The following is a 16,500-nucleotide window of genomic DNA, read 5'->3' as shown; positions in this document are numbered from 1 at the left end:
TTTGAATTCAAATTCAAAAAATGTTTAGCATGCGAAATAAAAAGGAGCAACGTACATGGCCACGCAGGGCAAGCGTCCGATTCGAATCGCGAACGCCTCGGGTTTTCTTGGCGATCGCGCCAGCGCTCTTCGCGAAATGGTCGAGGGCGGCCCGGTCGACGTCATCACCGGCGATTACCTGGCCGAGGTCACGATGCTCATCCTGGGCAAGCAGCAGGCGAAGGATCCATCGGCCGGCTATGCCGCGGCGTTCCTTGCGCACCTGGGGCCCGCGCTGAAGACGGTGCTCGCGAAGGGCGTCAAAATCGTGGTCAACGCGGGCGGGCTCCACCCCACGGGCCTCGCCAACGCCGTGCACGCGCTCGCGCAACGCATCGGCGTCTCGCCGCGCATCGCCACCGTGCACGGCGACGATCTGCGCGGGCGCCTCGCGGCGTTGATGGCCGAAGGCGAAGCGTTCGCCAACCTCGAAACGGGCCAGCCCTTGCCGCAGGATCCCTCGTTCGTGCGCACCGCCAACGCGTACCTCGGCGCGTGGGGCATCGTGCGCGCGCTCCAGGCGGACGCCGACATCGTCCTTTGTCCGCGCGTGACCGATGCGTCGCTGGTGGTGGGCGCGGCGGCGTTCTGGCACGGCTGGCAAAGGGACGACTGGGACGCGCTGGCGGGCGCCGTCGCCGCGGGCCATGTGATCGAGTGCGGCACGCAGGCGACGGGCGGAAACTATTCGTCCTTTCGCGCCCTCGAAGATGGGCCTCTGCACCCGGGCTTTCCGCTGGCCGAGATCGACGCCGACGGGAGCAGCGTGATCACGAAGCACCCCGGCACGGGCGGTCGGGTGACGGTGGGCACCGTGACCGCGCAGCTCGTGTACGAGGTGGAGTCGCCGCGTTATCCGAACCCCGATGTGATCACGCACCTCGACACGATTCGGCTCGAAGAGGCGGGGCCCGATCGCATCGCGCTGCGCGGCGTACGCGGATCGCCGCCGCCCGACACCACCAAGGTCGCCATCACCACGCGCGGCACCTTCCGCAACGAGATGATCCTGGGCGCGGTGGGCCTCGACGTGGACGCGAAGTTCGATCTCTTCGAGCGCGCCGCGCGGGCGGTCCTCGCCAAGACCTCGGCCACCGTCCTGTTCCAGCGCATCGGATCGGCGAAGCCCGATGCGAGGTCACAAGACGAAGCCACGGCCTTTTTGCGCGTGGTCGCGTCGTCGGACGATGAAGCCGCCGTGGGGCGCGCCTTCTCGGGCGCGTTGGTCGAACTGGGGCTCTCGAGCTATCCGGGGCTCTTCATGTTGGCGGCGCCCGGTCCTGCGTCGGAGACGGGCGGCTACTGGCCCGCCAAGGTTCCGCAGTCGCGGCTCGAGCACAAGGTGACCCTCCCCGATGGAAGCGTGGAGGCCATCGCGCTGCCGCCCGTCATGAATCGGCCCGGGGCGGGCGAACGCGCGGCGCCCGTCGCGGACGATGTGCGAACGCCGGACGATGCACGTGCCGTGGACGATGCGGGCACCACGGACGATGTGCGCACCACGGACGATGCGGGCACCACGGACGATGCGCGCACCACGGAAGATGCGCGCACCACGGACGATGGACGCACCGCGGACGATGCACGCGCCGCGGACGATGCGGGCACCACGGACGATGCGGGCACCACGGACGATGCGCGCACCGCGGAAGATGCGCACACCGCGGAAGATGCGCACACCGCGGAAGATGCGCACACCGCGGACGGTGCACGCGCGACGGAGGATGCGCACCCGGCTCGAAACAGCGCGAATTCCGCGCCCGCGCCCTCGTCGTGCCGTGTTCCGCTTGGAACGGTCGCCGACGCGCGCTCCGGCGACAAAGGGAGCGACGCCAATGTTGGTATCTGGGTTCATTCCGATGCTGCATTTGCGTGGCTTCGTGCCATGCTCACGGTGGAGCGTTTTCGCGAGCTCCTCCCCGAGGCGCGCGATCTTACCGTCGAGCGCTACGAGCTTCCCCATTTGCGGGCGCTGAACTTCGTCGTGCGCGGTCTGCTCCGCGGCGGCGCGACGGCCACCACGCGCCTCGATCGCCAGGCCAAGTCGCTCGGTGAGTTCTTGCGCGCGCGCGTCGTGGACGTCCCCGCGTCCCTCGTGCCCATGCACCGCACCGAATCGAAGCAATCGCCATAGAACTCCGCAGTACGAGGCGTATGCTCATGAGGGTCATGAGCAAGGCGCCCACCAACCTGGCGTCGATGGCGCGCGGCGTGCTCCGTTGGGCGAGTGAGCACGGCATCGCCGAAGACGAGCTCCTGCGCACCGTGCCCATCGATCGCAGCGCGCTCGATGGAAACCATTCGCGCATCCCGCGCGATGCGCACGTGCATCTCTGGCGCAGCCTGGAGATCCTGTTCGACGATCCGGACTTCGGCGTGAACCACGCCGAGACGATCATGCAACCGGCGTCGCTCGGGGTCGTTGGCTTGCTCTCGATGACCAGCGCCACCGTCGGCGAGAGCGTTCACCGCGCCACCACCTACAGCCGCATCCTCAAGCCCGATATCCGCTCGCGCGCGTATTTTACCGATCGGTACATCGTGGTGGAGATCGAGACGCAAGAGGGCTCCCCGCGCTCGGTCGCCGACTGTTCGCTCCTCGCGTATCTTCTTTTTCTGCGCCGCTGGTCGGGCCACGACTTTCCGGCGCGCGAGGTCTACTTCCAGCACCCGCGCCCCGCGCGCACCGGCGCCTACGAGCGGTGGTTTCGCTGCCCCATGCACTTCGACCACCCGTGCAACGCCATCGCCTTCGATCGCGATGTGGCGGCCCTCCCGCTCTTGAGCGCACAAGCCGATGTGGCCACCTACCTCGAGGAGCAAGCGTCCCTGCTGCTCGCCAACGCGCCGTCCGCCGCGCCCGACGAATCGAGCCTCGAATCCATCCGCGCCGCCGTTCGCGCGGGGGTCCACGAGGGCCGCGCGCACCTGACGGTCGTCGCCCGTCGCCTGGGCATCGGCCCGAGGCACCTGCAGCGCCTCCTCGCGAAGCACGACCTCGAGTACCGCACGCTCCTCGACGAAGCCCGCCACGCCACCGCGCTCCCCCTGGTCGCCGAGACGGACATGCCGTTCGAGATCATCGCCGAGCGCGTCGGCTTCACCGAGGCCCGCGCGTTCCGCCGCGCCTTCCGCAGGTGGGTCGGCGTGAGCCCCTCGGAGCTCCGCACCGCCCGCACCGGCCGGCGCGGCGTGAACGCGTAGCGGCGCAGCATGAACGCGTCGCCGCGCGCCGCGCGCCTCAGCGCGCCGCGGTCTTCGCCCCCGTCACCCAGCGCGACGTTTGAAAGGTCTGGAAGCTCTCCCAAACGGCGGGCATCGCCTTTTGGACGAGGGCGCGGAGCTCGGGGGTCAAATCCTCCGACCGCATCGGCACGCGCTTCACCGTCTCCGTATCGTACGTGCCGGCCATGCGGCCGTACTTGTAGCTCGCCTCGAGGGTGCCATCGGCGGTGAGCTTCACCTCGGGGAGGCTCGCGTTGGGCCTCGAGATGAAGAACGCGTTCTGCTCGAGCACCGGCGCTTTGCCGTTCTCACGGAAGCGCGCCTTCGACGCCAGCGCCACATAGAGCTGTTTGGCGGTGAGCTTCGCCGGATCGACCAGCTCGATGTGCGAGCTCACCACCTTCTGATACGGCTGGGCGCCGCTGGCATCGCGGTAGTTGCGCAGCCGCTCGAACTGGGCGGCGATTTGCTCGCGCTGAAAGGGGAAGTGCGTACAGCCCAGGACCACCGTGCTGATGGGCGCGGAGGCACCCTGCTTGCGGTGCGCTTCCACCAAGGTGGTGACATCGTAACGGACGTAGTTCTCCACCGAGTTGAGGCGCCATGTCCCGACCTGGTTGGGATCGCCCGCGAGCCCCGAAGCCTCGAAGCCGTAGGCCGACTTCAGCTCCGGATCGATGCTCGCCGACGTATTGCCCACGGCAGGCCCTTGGTACTTGGTGGCGCTCGCCGCCGCCGATGTGGCCGCGCTGGAGCGCACGAACGCCGGATCGCCCTCGATGGCGCCCGCGAGCCCCACGCTCCCCTGCTGCACGATCTTGGGCGCCTGCACGCCGTTGGTCTTGGAGAAGCGCTCGATCGTCTTGGGGTACGCGTTGCTCTGGCACGTGCCCACCGTGGCCATCACGGCCACCGCGCCCTGATCGCCGCGCTGCTTCATCGAGGAGACCGCGCCCTCGGAGCCGGCCTCCACCACGCCCACGAGGATCATCGGGATCTTCCACGCCTCGAAGGCCGCGCGAAGATCGTTGATCCCATACGCCGTGGCGGTGTTGCACGCGACCACCACCGCCTTCACCATCGGCTTGTCGCTCAGCGGGGCGGTGGCTTGCGCGCTCGGCCAATAGCGATTGCCGAGCAGGAACGCCGCGTCCTCGATGACCAGCTCGCGCAGGAAGTTTTCTTTCCCCACGGACGCATAACGCCCGTACGGCATGTTGGCTTGATCGCCGTAATAGATGAAGCGCTCGTCCCGAAAATCAGGAATGCCGTCGGCGCCCGGCTGATGCGTTTTGTTGTTGAACTCGTCCAGCTGCAAAATGGCATTGAAGACGGTGAGCCCCCCGATGCCCGAATCGAAGACGCCAATGGGCAGGCGCGAATAGTCCGCCGTCTCGTACCCCTTGCGATCCACCGGATAGAGCTTCGAGCGCCCCGCGCCAATGTGCTCGATCAGCGCCGTGGGCGCCGCCTTGTCCGGCGCCGGAGCCGGCTCCGCCACCGCCGCGGCGGAGGTAGGCGCGGCCGGTGTGCGTGCTGCGGCAGGCGCCGCCGGAGCCGGCGCGGCCGTCTCGTTCGCGGCGCAAGCGGGATAGACGGTCAACGTAAGGAGCGCAAGCCACACCGGGGCGGATGTCTTTTCCATCGGGAACTCCATGGTGACGGGATCGTAGCTCCCCTAGGAGCTACGATCCGAAAAGCAAGGGGTTGGCACGCGATGCTGCAATCAGGGGTGCACGCACGCCGCGAAGGGATCGGCGTGATCCTTTGCAGCTGCATGGTAGATGACGCATGAAGCGTATTCGAGCGTCGGCAATTGCACCTGGTCGTAGGCCTCTTGCGAAGGCGCGCCGTTGAGCAGGAGCGCGACCGCATAAGGATGGCCATTGGGGACTTCGACGATCCCAATTTCGTTCGAATTGGAATTACCGGGTACCTCGGCCGGCGGCAGCCAGCCCGCCTTATGATGCATCGTGGCACGCGCCGCCGGCGGCAGCTGGGTCCCGAGCCAGCCGCCATAGCCCTGGCGCGGTGAGAGCTTCATCCAGTCGAGCAGCTGCCGGCTGCGCTCTTTGCCGAGCAGGCGCCGGTTCCATACGGCGGTCAAGAAGCGAACGGCGTCGTCGGTGGTGATGAAATTCGAACCGCCGCGCGGCCCGCGGTCGCAATTGCCAGCTTCGCGCACTTTATCGTAATTCCAACGACAGAATCCGATGTCGGCGACCCCGATGTCGTGCCACGCAAACGTGTTGACCCGGTCGGGCGAGACGAGCAAATCGATCACCTGGCCCGCGGCCGAGTTGTCGGAATCGATGAAGACGGGCTCCGCGAGCGGCTTGACCTTCTCGATGCCCACGTCGAGCAGCGCCGCCGCGACCCACAGCGCCTTGACGGTGCTGGCCGGCGCCTCGAAGGCATTTCCGCGGTAGCTGGCCGTCTCGCCGGTCACCAGATCGCGGACCGAGAGGCTGCAGTAGGTGCCGGGCGAATATTGGCCGCACTGCGGGCCCAATTTGTCGAGGACCGCCTGCAGCGCCCCCGAGCGCGCGTTGCACGAGGCGCTCACGTTGGCCGGGGAGCCGGTGCACCCGTCGCAATGGCACTCCTGGGTCATCCACCCGCCACCGTTGCAGCTATGGAGATTGCCGTCTTCGCTGCACGCCCAGCGGGTCCCGGCGGGCGCGGGACAGGTGCAGACCGCCTCGGTCACCTCGCCGGCGGGATCGTTGCAGCCGCTGGAACAGTGCTCCCGTTGAATGGCGCCATCGACGCATCGAACGCGCGCCTTTCCGCTGCACACCCAATGATCGCCAATCCCGCTGGGACAGCGCCCGCCGCGATCCGCGCCGGTGGAGCTCTCCAGCGTCTCCAGAGACAGCGGCGAAATCACGCCACCCGCGCCGCTCGAATCCTCTTCCGAGCCGGAAGACGAGCAAGCCACGAGCGCGAGAGAACCGAGCAACACGACAACCGAGCCGCCGAAAATCACTCTCATGCGGGCGACGATACCTCCATTGTCGATCGGCGCGCGATGCGATTCACGATCAGATACCCAACTTCGTCACTGTGAATGCGTCACCGTGAAATGCGCGTTCTCGTATTCAGGAGTCCGACAGATTCCCCAACATGACGTCCAATGCGCGCAGCACGGTCCCGAGCCGGTGATCGCCCAGGCCACGGGTCGTGCGCCGTTCGAGCTCGGCCCAAATGGCGATCACCTCGGGGTGAAGCGCCTTTCCGCGCTCGGTGAGCGAAATGACGATGGCGCGTCCGTCCGTCTCCGACGGGCGCCTCTCGACGATCCCGGCGCGCTCCATGGCCTGCAAGGTCTTGGTCACCGTCGAACGGTCGCGGTTGAAGAAGCGCACGATCTCACCGTGGGAACACTGACCTCGCTCCCACAGGTGCATGAGGACCAGCTCCTGCGGGGGCACGAGTCCGATCTCCTTGAGAAGATCCGTCGCGAGTAGATAGTGCCTCCGGGTCAGCTGCAGCAGCTTCGAGCCGAGCGGTGCGTTCGCCACCTCGATGCGAAGGAACGTCTTCTTGGGCGTCGCCGGCTGCGCGGGGGGCGTGGGGCGGACTTCGGCCGGAGGTGGCGGCGTTCGCCGGGTGCGCGGGGATCGGGGGCGGCTCATCGGCCGAAAGGTACTTGGCGGGCCAACCAAGGACACTATCGTTGGCCTACCAACAAATTAGTTGGTCTACCAACCAAGCGAGGCTCCCATGACGAAACGGAATCGAACCATTCTCGTGCTCGGTGCAACGGGACAGCAGGGCGGGGCGACGGCCCGCGAGCTCTTGGCCCGCGGCTTCGACGTTCGCGCGCTGGTGCGCGATCCGGACAAGGCCGAGGCGCGCGCCCTCCGCGATCGGGGTGCCGCGCTGGTTCGCGGGGATTTGGAAGCGCCCGCTTCACTCCGCGAGGCCATGCGCGGCGCGCACGGCGTCTTCAGCGTGCAGGCGTTCTCGCAAACCGATGCATCGCTCGAAGTGCGCCAGGGGATTCACGTGGCCGACCTTGCCAAGGAGACGGGCATCGCCCACGTCGTGTACTCCTCGGTCGGGGGCGCCGAGCGGAGCACGGGCATCGCGCACTTCGACAGCAAGTGGCGGATCGAGGAGCATTTGCGCGGGCTGGGCGTGCCGCTCACCGTGCTGCGGCCGGTGTTCTTCATGGAGAACTTCGCCTCGTTCAACGGGCCCGCCCTCGTCGATGGAAGCTTGGTGCTGCGCATGGCGCTTCGCCCCGAAACCCGATTGCAAGTGGTCGCCGTGCGCGACATCGCCGTATTTGCGGCCAACGCGTTCGAGCAGCCGGACTTTTACCTCGGGCGCGCCATCGAGCTGGCCGGCGATGCGTTGACCATGACCGAGCTCGCGTCCACGTTTCAGCGGGCCACGGGGATCCCGACCCGGTTCGAATCGCAGCCGACCGCCCAGCTGCGGGCGTTCAGCGAGGAGCTCGCGTCGATGTTCGAGTGGTTTGACGCGAAAGGCTATGCTGCGGATATTCCGGCCTTGCGCGGGCTGTATCCGGGGCTCACCACCTTGGAAACGTGGCTGCGCGATACCGGGTGGAAGCCGTGAGTCAACCGCCCGCCGCCGGGGGCTCGGCATGGAGCGAGGTGCGCCAAAGCCTGGTGCATTCCGTCCGAGTGATACATTTTGAAGAAAAGCTGTATCCTGCGCCGACCCGCGTCGCATGGTCGGTGGTCGAAACCAACTGAACAGCTATTCCAATCGGCACCGACTTCTTGTTAATGTGGACCACATTTGCAAACTCCGGCGACCGTTGTCGCCGTAGGTCCTCGGAGGGAGTCACATGTCCGACATTCGGCGGCACGCCGCTCTGTTCATGATGGTTGCGGCGGCTTCGGTGAGCGCGTGCAACAAGTCCAAAGACAAACCCGACTGTTCGAGCCCCGAAGTCTTTTGCGTAGGCGTCGTGACCGATGTCGGCAAGGTGGACGATAAATCGTTCAACCAGTCCACGTGGGAGGGGGTTACGAAAGCCAAGAAGGAGCTTGGCGCGACCACGCAATACATCGAGACCACCGATCCCAAAGACTACTCCAAGAACATCGCCACCTTCGCCGAGGAGAAGTACGACGTGGTGATCACCGTCGGCTTCGCGCTCGGCGAGACCACGCGCGAGTCGGCCGCGAAGTTCCCCGATACGCGCTTCATCGGCGTCGATCAGTTCCAGCCGCCGGGCACGGAGAAGAAGAACATGACGGCCCTGGTCTTCCCCGAGGATCAAGCGGGCTTCCTCGTGGGCGCGCTCTCCGCGCTGATGAGCAAATCGGGAAAGATCGGCGCCGTGCTGGCCACCGACGCGGTCCCGCCCGTGTGGCGCTTCGGCGAGGGGTTCCGCGCCGGCGCGAAGCACGTCAAGCCGGACATCGATCTGAACGTCGTCTACCATAGCGACGTGGGGTTCGATAAGACGTTCTCCGATCCCGAGTGGGGCAAGACCACCGCCGTGTCGATGATCGACAAAGGCGTGGACATCGTGTTCGGCGGCGGCGGCAAGACGGGCAACGGTGCGCTCATCGGCGCGGCGGCCAAGAACGTCTACGCGGTGGGCGTGGACACCGATCAATATTTCACCGTGCCGGAGGCGCAGAAGGTGCTGCTCTCCAGCGCCATGAAGCTCCTCGACGAAGGCGTCTACGATCTGCTCAAGCAGGCGAAAGAGGGCAAGCTCCCGAGCGGCAACGTGACCGGCAAGGCGGGCCACGCCCCGTATCACGATCTCGACGACAAGGTTCCCGCTCCGGTCAAGGCGAAGATCGACGAGCTGCAAAAGCAGCTCCGCGACGGCGCCATCAAGACCAACGTTCCGCCCACGAAGTCGTGATCGCCCCGTGCCGAATCTGACTACGAACGAAACGAATACGAACGCACCGAAGACTGGGGACAAGCTCCGCAAGCTGCTCGCGCCGTGGACGGTGCCGGCGCTGGCGGTGCTCACGGCCATGGCGGTGGGAGCCATCCTGATCGTCGTGGCCGGCGGTGATCCTCTGGCGGCCTACCTCGGCATGCTCGACGGCTCGCTCGGCTCGCCGCGCGCGGTGTCCGAGACGCTCCTCTGGAGCACGCCGTACATTCTCACCGGGCTCTCGGTCGCGTTCGCATTTCAGGGAGGGTTGTTCAACATCGGCGCCGAAGGGCAGCTCGCCCTCGGCGCGCTCACGGCGGCGCTCGTCGGCTATTCGCTGCACCTGCCGGCCGTGATTCACGTGCCGCTGACCATCCTCGCGGGGGCGGTGGCCGGAGGTCTATGGGGCGCAGTGCCGGGGTGGCTCAAGGCGAAAACGGGAGGGCACGAGGTCATCAGCACCATCATGCTCAACTACGTGGCGCTCAACGCCGTCACGTTCCTGCTCGCCGGGCCCATGAAAGATCCCGCGCCGGGCAACGTGCTCGCGCGCACGCCGCTCATCGACGAGACGGCGCGCCTCTCGCCGATCCTGTCGGGGTTCCGTCTGCATTGGGGCTTTCCCATCGCGCTCGCCGTCGCGGCGCTGGTGGCGTGGGTGCTCCGCCGCACCACGCTCGGCTTCGAGATCCGCACCGTGGGCGCCAACCCGGACGCGGCGCGCTACGCGGGCATGAAGGTCGGGCGCACCATCGTGGTGAGCATGGCGCTCTCGGGCGCGCTCGCCGGGCTGGCGGGGGCCATCGAGGTCAGCGCCTTGAACCACCGGCACGAGCTCGGTTTCTCGCAGGGCTATGGCTTCGACGCCATCGCCATCGCGCTGCTCGGCAAGACCAAGCCCGCTGGGGTGGTGCCGGCCGCGCTCCTGTTCGGCATGATGCGCAGCGGAGCCCCACGGATGCAGTTCCTCACCCAGATCCCGACCGACGTGATCTCGGTCATTCAAGCGCTGATCCTCCTCTTCGTCGCCGCCGACGTCATGGTCCGCCGTCTGTACCGTCTGCGTGGCGATGGTGAGCGGATCGTCATCACCCGCGGGTGGGGGAGCTGACACATGGATTACCGACGTTACGGCTTCATCGCGGCCATCGTGATCACCCTGATCGCGATCGTCACGAACATCGGGGCGGCGCAAGTCCCGCCCACCGCCATCGTCTCGAGCATGATCGGGACCACCATCGCCGTGGCCACCCCGCTCACCCTCGGCGCGCTGTGCGGCGTCTTCTGCGAGCGCGCGGGCGTGGTCAACATCGGCATCGAGGGGATGATGCTCACGGCGGCCTTCACCGGCTGGTTCGGCGCCCTGTACATCACCTCCGTTCTCCATGCCTCGCCCATGCTGGGCCTTTTGGTGGGGGTGCTCATCGCCATCGCCAGCGGCGCGCTGGTGGGGCTCCTGCACGCGGCGCTCACCGTCTCGTTCGCCGTGGACCAGATCATCGCCGGCACGGTGGTGAACCTCCTGGCGGCGGGGCTCACGGGCTTCCTCAACCGGCAGCTCTTCTTCGGGCAGGGCAGCGCGTTCGGCGGGCAGATCCCGCGCGCGGCCGGCGTTCTTCCGCGCGTTCGCGTCCCGCTGCTGGCCGACATTCCGCTCGTGGGCAGCGTGTTCGATCAGCAGCCCATCGCGCTCTCGGCCCTGGTGCTGGTCGCCCTCGCGCACTTCGTCCTCTTCTACACGCGCTGGGGTCTGCGCACGCGCTCGGTGGGCGAGCACCCGCGCGCGGCCGCCGCCGCGGGCATCGACGTCTTGCGCGTGCGCTACGTGAACATCGTGATCGGCGGCGCCATCGCGGGGCTGGGGGGCGCGTACTTCACGTTGGAGTCGGTGCCTTCGTTCGAGCCGCTCATGACCAACGGGCGCGGGTTCATCGCCTTGGCCGCGATGATCTTCGGCAACTGGAAGCCGGTGGGCGCGCTCTCGGCCGCCCTGGTGTTCGGCGCGGCGCAGGCGTTCCAGATCAACTTGCAGCTGTTTCGCGAGTCCATTCCACCGAAGTTCAATTTCTTGCAGCAGTCGTCGGTGGTCGGGATGATCCCATATCTGCTCACGCTGTTGATCCTCACGGGCATCATCGGCAAGACCACGCCTCCTGCGGCCGACGGAGTGGCGTACGATCCGGAGAGGCGCACATGACGGTCGTGCTCGAGGTTCGCGGGATCACCAAGAAGTATCCCGGTGTGGTGGCGAACGACGGGGTCGATCTCGATCTGCGCGAGGGCGAGATCCACTGTCTGCTCGGTGAGAACGGGGCGGGCAAATCCACGTTGATGAACATCGTCTACGGCATGTCCGCGCCCGACTCGGGCGAGATCCGCCTGCGCGGCAAGGCCATCGCGATGCGCTCGCCCAAGGACGCCATCGCGTTGGGCATCGGCATGGTGCACCAGCACTTCATGCTCATCCCCGTCTTCACGGTGACCGAGAACATCATGCTCGGGGCCGAGGAGGTTCGCGGGATGGTGCTCGATCGCCGGAAGGTGAGCGCGCGCGTGCGGGAGCTCTCGCGCGAGTACGGGCTGGATGTGGATCCGGAGGCGCGGGTCGAGGATCTGCCGGTCGGCGCGCAGCAGCGGGTGGAGATCATCAAGGCGCTCTACCGCAACGCGCAGGTGCTCATCTTGGACGAGCCAACCGCCGTGCTCACGCCGCAAGAGGTGGACGAGCTCTTGGTGGTGCTCAAAGGGCTGGTGAAGAAGGGCGTCTCGGTGCTCTTCATCACGCACAAGCTGCGCGAGGTGCTCGAGGTCGCCGATCGCATCACGATCATGCGCGGCGGTCGGGTGGTGGCGAGCGCAAAGCCCGAGGAGTCGGACGAGCACTCGCTGGCGGCCTTGATGGTCGGCCGCGACGTGACCCTCACGGTCGAGAAGGGCGAGGCGACGCCCGCGGCGACCGTCCTCGAGGTGAAGGATCTCTCGGTCGAGGGCCGCCACGCGGGCATGGACGAGGTGCGCAATGTCTCGTTCTCCGTGCGCGCCGGCGAGATCCTGGGGATCGCAGGCGTTCAGGGCAACGGTCAAACGGAGCTCATCGAGGCCATCACGGGGCTGCGGCGTCCGCGCCACGGGCAGGTGACCCTGCTGGGGCGCGACATCACGGGGGCGGCCTCGCGGTCGCTCATCGAGCAAGGCGTCTCGCACGTACCGGAGGACCGGCACCGCCACGGGCTGGTGCTCTCGTATTCGATCGAGGACAACCTCGTCCTCTGCACGTACGACCAGCCGCCGTTCGGCACCAAGGGCCTTCGCCACGACGACGCCATCGATGCGTACGCGCGCTCCTGCGTGCGCGACTTCGACGTGCGCACGCCGAGCACGAAGACCGCGGCGGGCGCGCTCTCCGGCGGCAACCAGCAAAAGGTGATCATCGCGCGCGAGCTCGGTCGCATGGTGAAGCTATTGGTCGTCAACCAGCCGACGCGCGGGGTCGACGTCGGATCGATCGAGCGCATTCACCGCGAGCTGGTGACCGTGCGCGACAAGGGCACCGCGGTGCTCCTGGTCTCGGCGGAGCTCGACGAAATTCTGGCCCTGTCGGATCGCATCGCCGTGATGTACCGCGGCGCCATCGTCACCGTCGTTCCAGCCGGAAAGGTGACGCGGGCCGAGCTCGGGTCCTGGATGGCCGGCTCTCGGGGCACGCCCGAGGTGCAGCCGCTGGAGGCCACGGCGTAGCGTCTTCGATGCGCGGACGGGCGCCTTTGCGCAGACGGCCGTCCGCGCCGCTACCCGCGCGGGTACGGGAGCCGTCGGCGGCGCTACCCGCGCGGTACGGGAGCCCGTGCGCTACCCGCGCGAGGCCACCTTGCGCGCGTCGTTCGCCGCCGACGAAACCACGCAGGCGCCGCGCTCGTGCAACCAAGCGCGGCGTTGTTCCGTTTCGGTGAGAATGCGTTCCAGCAAGGTGCACACATCGCGCGGGAGCTCGCCGTCGGCGCAGACGAGCAACGTTACGAGCTTGCTCGCGTGCCGGTCCTCCGCCGATGCCAGCACATCGAACATCCCTTCTTCGTTCGGGAGGGCGCCGATCTGCTGTGCGGTGCCGGGGGGAAGTCTGCGCGTCTCCCACGGCTGCCCCCACGTGCCTTGCTTGGCCAGGAGGCGGGCGCGCACGCGGCTCAAATCGCGCGCGGCGCCCTGGCGGGCGCGTAGAAACTCGCCGAAGCGGCGGATATCCGAGGTTGCGTTCGCTCGCAACACCGCGATCTTATAGGCGAAAATCGACTCCTCTTCGGACACGAGGAGGTCCTCGATGGCGGCGACGGTGTCGTTGAAGCCTGGGGGTGGCGGCATCATGTTTCTCCTGCCCTCAACGTGCGCGATGCCGGATAAAGATTCCGTTTGGATCTTTACCCCTTGCGTCATCTTTCTGGTGCGTCTCGCGGGTCGGTCGGGCCGGTTGGTCGCGCGCCCCGGATTTTTGCCGCGGCGCCCAATCTTGACGGCCCTTTTATGCGGCCGCTCGCAGATTGACCCGCGCAATGAGCATGTCCATCGAACCCTACCCACATCCCGTTTCTGTTTCCATCATACGCGTCGCCAACCCGCCGATGCATTTTCATCTTCGCCCCTACGCGGGCGCATGGCGCCTCTCGGAGGAGAGCGGCATGGTCGCGGGCATCTTTGCTACGGCCGACGCCGCGCTGGAGTTCGCGCGAAGCGAATCGCGCGGCGCGCCCGGCTCCTCCACGGTCATCGAGCTGGACGCCGGGACCGTGCGCGAGCGCCATTAGGCGAGAGCGAAACGGGGAGAATCAGCTTGACCGTCGTTCCGTGATCGAGGGCCGAGGTCGAGCTCTCGATCACCATGCGACCTCCGTGGGCGGCCACCACGTCATCCAGTAGAACGAGGGCGAGCCCGCCCGCCCGCTTCGTCGTGGGATCGCGCCGCAGCATCGCTTCGAGCCGCTGCGGTTCGATGCCCGGGCCATTGTCGATCACGGCGAGCACGATTTCTCCCTCGTGCTCGCCGACGCTGGCCACCACTTGAATCTTGCGCTCCTCGGCCGAGCCCTGCGCCGCCTTGCCGCTCACGTACCGCAGCGCGCTCCCCACCAGCGACGCAATGCCCCACGCGATCTTCTCCCCATCGAGCAGGGCCGCCTGCGGAAGGTCGTGCCCGACCACCAGCCGCAGCGACACCGAGGTCGAATGCGCCTGCGCCATGAGCGTCTCCGTCGTGCGCGCGAGCAGGTCGAACAAAGGCGTCATGCTGCGCCGGAGCGGCATGGCCTCCGTGCGCAAAAGCTCGATCTCGCGCCCGTCCGCCTCCACGATCTCGCGCTCGATCCACGCGTGCGCCGTCGCCGAGGACAGCAACTTGGCCGCAGCCTCCTTCACCGGCGCAGCCACGTCGCACGCCTCCACCGTCGCCCCGACGAACGCCAGGGGAGCGCCCCCAGAGACGCTCATGATGATGCCATCGGGACGAAGAACGATGAGCCACCGCTCGTATTTCATGCGCGGGAAGCTTCATCCGCCACCGCCTTCCCGCAAGGCCCGATCGCGCGCCGGCGTGCTCCTTAGTATTTCCTTAATGCGCCCGCCGCCCCGCTCCGATGCCGAGAACCGGCGATTGCTCCATTTCAGCGGGAGATGAAAGCGCAATTGCGCTACCTCGCCGGGCCGATGATTCAGCGCCAGAACGTCGCGCCCGATTCATGGCACCATCCACCCCAGGATGGGCGTGGACTGCAGATACACCAGCACGCACATGAAGAAGAGCAGCAGCATGCTCCAGCCGAACACCCGGCGAAACAGCTCGCCTTCTTTGCCCACGAGCCCCACGGCTGCCGTGCCCACCGCGAGGTTCTGCGGCGAGATCATCTTGGCCATCACACCGCCCGAACCATTGGCCGCGCCAAACAAAATGGGCGACGCCCCGAGCTGATGCGCCGCCGCCATTTGCGAGCCGCCGAGCAAGGTGTTCGAGCCCACGTCGGTGCCGGTGATCGTGACCCCGAACCACCCGACCAACGGCGATAAAAACGCAAAGAACGGTCCCGCGCCCGCGAGCCATGAGCCGAGGGTCGCAATTTGGCCCGATAGGTTCATCACATACGAGAGCCCGAACACCGCCACGATCGCCAGAATGGCCCAACCGAATTGCCGAATCGTTCGTCCATAAATGCGAATGGCCGTGACCGGATGCACCCGAAGCACGAAGAGCGACACGATGCCGGCGAGCATCAACAAGGTCCCGGTGGCCGACCCGATGCCGAACACATAGGTCGTTGACACCGGTTTCCCATTGGCGCCAAAAATAGACAACCCGGGCCAAGCCATCGACCACGACGCCCTCTTGAGGACCGCCTTCACCGCCTCCAGCTGCGCGAGCGAAAATACGACCACCACGATGCCGTACGGCGCAAACGCCGCCAGGATCGCGCCGCGGCTGTCGACCTCGTCGCCGCTCGGGCTCGGGCTCGGGCTCGGACGATGCGCGCCGCTCGCATGCGCGCGCCGCGTCGAGCCGCCTCCTTTCCATACTTGGAGAAACACGAGCAGCACGCCCGCCGACACGATGGCGGCGATGATGTCGCACAATTTGTACGACAGGTAATTCGATACGAGGAACTGCGTCACCCCGAAGCTGACACCGGCCACCAGCGCCGCCGGCCACGCTTCACGCAGCCCGCGCCGGCCATCGGCGATGTAGACCAGCACGAACGGGACCAAGGCGGCGAGCAGCGAGACTTGGCGGCCGGCCATCTTGCCGAAGTCGTCGACCGGAAGGCCCGTGATGATCCCCAGCGCCGTGACCGGATTTCCCAAGCCCCCGAACGCCACCGGCGCCGTGTCGGCCACCAGCGAGAGGGCGGCGGCCTTCATGGGAGCGACGCCGAGCGCGATCAGCATGACGGAGCAAATGGCCACCGGACCGCCGCCACCCGCCAGCGCCTCGAGCAGCGCGCCGAAGCAAAACGCAATGGCGATGCCCTGCACGCGCGCGTCATCGCTCACGGAGCTGAACGCGCGCCGCAGCACCGCGAAGTGACCGCTGTGCACCGTCAGGTTGTAGATCCAAATCGCGTTGAACGTGATCCACAGCACCAGCAGCACGCTCTGCGCGACGCCGAACAACCCCGCGTGAATCGCCGCGCTCACCGGCATCCCATAACCGGCGATCGCGACGACCCACGCAAGCGCGAGCGCGACCAGCCCCGCCCAATGCGCTTTCCAGCGAAGGCCGCCGAGCAGCACCAACACGGCCAACAAAGGCACGAGCGCCAGCAACGCCGACACCGTGAGGGTCCCCGTGGGATTCAGGTTTTGCGTATACACGGTTT

General features: G+C 67.0%; 14 protein-coding genes. 8 read left to right on the top strand and 6 right to left on the bottom strand.

Features of this window, described 5'->3' with window-relative positions; genetic code table 11:
* Positions 1 to 55: 55 nt before the first annotated feature.
* Positions 56 to 2,173 (top strand): acyclic terpene utilization AtuA family protein, encoded by a 2,118-nt coding sequence (locus tag LZC94_41585; GenBank protein WXB14306.1) that lies wholly within the window; start codon positions 56 to 58, stop codon positions 2,171 to 2,173.
* Positions 2,174 to 2,208: 35 nt separating this feature from the next.
* Positions 2,209 to 3,243 carry an AraC family transcriptional regulator ligand-binding domain-containing protein gene (locus LZC94_41580; protein WXB14305.1) on the top strand — a complete coding sequence of 345 codons (1,035 nt, stop codon included), beginning with the start codon at positions 2,209 to 2,211 and terminating at the stop codon, positions 3,241 to 3,243.
* A 37-nt stretch (positions 3,244 to 3,280) separates the two neighbouring features.
* Here the strand turns inward: LZC94_41580 and LZC94_41575 are convergent, their stop codons facing one another.
* The 3 genes from LZC94_41575 to LZC94_41565 all read right to left on the bottom strand — a co-directional run bounded on the left by LZC94_41575 (position 3,281) and on the right by LZC94_41565 (position 6,902).
* Complete coding sequence (locus LZC94_41575) at positions 3,281 to 4,909, bottom strand: hypothetical protein (protein WXB14304.1); 1,629 nt, start codon at positions 4,907 to 4,909, stop codon at positions 3,281 to 3,283.
* Positions 4,910 to 4,990: 81 nt separating this feature from the next.
* On the bottom strand, positions 4,991 to 6,259 hold the full coding sequence (locus LZC94_41570; GenBank protein ID WXB14303.1) for a class A beta-lactamase-related serine hydrolase: 1,269 nt from the start codon (positions 6,257 to 6,259) through the stop codon (positions 4,991 to 4,993).
* 106 nt (positions 6,260 to 6,365) lie between these two features.
* Complete coding sequence (locus tag LZC94_41565; protein WXB14302.1) at positions 6,366 to 6,902, bottom strand: MarR family transcriptional regulator; 537 nt, start codon at positions 6,900 to 6,902, stop codon at positions 6,366 to 6,368.
* 88 nt (positions 6,903 to 6,990) lie between these two features.
* On the opposite strand from LZC94_41565, the gene LZC94_41560 reads away from it, so the two are divergent.
* The 5 genes from LZC94_41560 (at position 6,991) to LZC94_41540 (ending at position 12,886) form a co-directional block, all read left to right on the top strand.
* The gene (locus LZC94_41560; GenBank protein ID WXB14301.1) at positions 6,991 to 7,854 is read left to right on the top strand and encodes an NmrA/HSCARG family protein; all 864 of its coding nucleotides are present in this window, start codon (positions 6,991 to 6,993) and stop codon (positions 7,852 to 7,854) included.
* Between the two features lie 235 nt (positions 7,855 to 8,089).
* A complete protein-coding gene (locus LZC94_41555) occupies positions 8,090 to 9,127 on the top strand; it encodes a BMP family ABC transporter substrate-binding protein (GenBank protein ID WXB14300.1) in 1,038 nt (345 codons plus the stop codon).
* Between the two features lie 7 nt (positions 9,128 to 9,134).
* Positions 9,135 to 10,259 carry an ABC transporter permease gene (locus tag LZC94_41550; protein ID WXB14299.1) on the top strand — a complete coding sequence of 375 codons (1,125 nt, stop codon included), beginning with the start codon at positions 9,135 to 9,137 and terminating at the stop codon, positions 10,257 to 10,259.
* 3 nt (positions 10,260 to 10,262) lie between these two features.
* Positions 10,263 to 11,345: an ABC transporter permease gene (locus LZC94_41545; GenBank protein WXB14298.1), complete on the top strand. Its 1,083-nt coding sequence runs from the start codon at positions 10,263 to 10,265 to the stop codon at positions 11,343 to 11,345.
* A complete protein-coding gene (locus tag LZC94_41540; protein WXB14297.1) occupies positions 11,342 to 12,886 on the top strand; it encodes an ABC transporter ATP-binding protein in 1,545 nt (514 codons plus the stop codon). Before LZC94_41545 ends, LZC94_41540 begins: the two co-directional genes overlap by 4 nt.
* A gap of 111 nt (positions 12,887 to 12,997) precedes the next feature.
* Here LZC94_41540 and LZC94_41535 read toward each other — a convergent pair whose 3' ends face one another.
* Positions 12,998 to 13,507 carry a hypothetical protein gene (locus LZC94_41535; protein ID WXB14296.1) on the bottom strand — a complete coding sequence of 170 codons (510 nt, stop codon included), beginning with the start codon at positions 13,505 to 13,507 and terminating at the stop codon, positions 12,998 to 13,000.
* Positions 13,508 to 13,761: 254 nt separating this feature from the next.
* Here LZC94_41535 and LZC94_41530 point away from each other — a divergent pair, with 254 nt between their 5' ends.
* Positions 13,762 to 13,944: a DUF2188 domain-containing protein gene (locus LZC94_41530; protein ID WXB14295.1), complete on the top strand. Its 183-nt coding sequence runs from the start codon at positions 13,762 to 13,764 to the stop codon at positions 13,942 to 13,944.
* On the opposite strand, the gene LZC94_41525 is transcribed toward LZC94_41530, so the two are convergent.
* A complete protein-coding gene (locus LZC94_41525; GenBank protein ID WXB14294.1) occupies positions 13,904 to 14,671 on the bottom strand; it encodes an ATP-binding protein in 768 nt (255 codons plus the stop codon). The two genes, LZC94_41530 and LZC94_41525, sit on opposite strands and share 41 nt — an antisense overlap.
* A gap of 198 nt (positions 14,672 to 14,869) precedes the next feature.
* Positions 14,870 to 16,495 carry an L-lactate permease gene (locus LZC94_41520; GenBank protein ID WXB14293.1) on the bottom strand — a complete coding sequence of 542 codons (1,626 nt, stop codon included), beginning with the start codon at positions 16,493 to 16,495 and terminating at the stop codon, positions 14,870 to 14,872.
* Positions 16,496 to 16,500 lie beyond the last annotated feature (5 nt).

The sequence above is a fragment of the Sorangiineae bacterium MSr11954 genome (assembly GCA_037157815.1).
In the GTDB taxonomy this organism is placed as follows: Bacteria; Myxococcota_A; Polyangia; order Polyangiales; family Polyangiaceae; genus Pendulispora; species Pendulispora albinea.
The sequence above is the reverse complement of the archived record's forward strand: the minus strand, read 5'-3'. Positions and strand labels throughout refer to the sequence as shown.

What these genes read in the sequence shown, in the direction of transcription:
- LZC94_41585 (WXB14306.1), top strand. Translation starts at nt 56, where the DNA reads ATGGCCACGCAGGGCAAGCGTCCGATTCGAATCGCGAACGCCTCGGGT.
- LZC94_41580 (WXB14305.1), top strand. Translation starts at nt 2,209, where the DNA reads ATGAGCAAGGCGCCCACCAACCTGGCGTCGATGGCGCGCGGCGTGCTC.
- LZC94_41575 (WXB14304.1), bottom strand. Translation starts at nt 4,909, where the DNA reads ATGGAAAAGACATCCGCCCCGGTGTGGCTTGCGCTCCTTACGTTGACC.
- LZC94_41570 (WXB14303.1), bottom strand. Translation starts at nt 6,259, where the DNA reads ATGAGAGTGATTTTCGGCGGCTCGGTTGTCGTGTTGCTCGGTTCTCTC.
- LZC94_41565 (WXB14302.1), bottom strand. Translation starts at nt 6,902, where the DNA reads ATGAGCCGCCCCCGATCCCCGCGCACCCGGCGAACGCCGCCACCTCCG.
- LZC94_41560 (WXB14301.1), top strand. Translation starts at nt 6,991, where the DNA reads ATGACGAAACGGAATCGAACCATTCTCGTGCTCGGTGCAACGGGACAG.
- LZC94_41555 (WXB14300.1), top strand. Translation starts at nt 8,090, where the DNA reads ATGTCCGACATTCGGCGGCACGCCGCTCTGTTCATGATGGTTGCGGCG.
- LZC94_41545 (WXB14298.1), top strand. Translation starts at nt 10,263, where the DNA reads ATGGATTACCGACGTTACGGCTTCATCGCGGCCATCGTGATCACCCTG.
- LZC94_41540 (WXB14297.1), top strand. Translation starts at nt 11,342, where the DNA reads ATGACGGTCGTGCTCGAGGTTCGCGGGATCACCAAGAAGTATCCCGGT.
- LZC94_41535 (WXB14296.1), bottom strand. Translation starts at nt 13,507, where the DNA reads ATGATGCCGCCACCCCCAGGCTTCAACGACACCGTCGCCGCCATCGAG.
- LZC94_41530 (WXB14295.1), top strand. Translation starts at nt 13,762, where the DNA reads ATGCATTTTCATCTTCGCCCCTACGCGGGCGCATGGCGCCTCTCGGAG.
- LZC94_41525 (WXB14294.1), bottom strand. Translation starts at nt 14,671, where the DNA reads ATGAAATACGAGCGGTGGCTCATCGTTCTTCGTCCCGATGGCATCATC.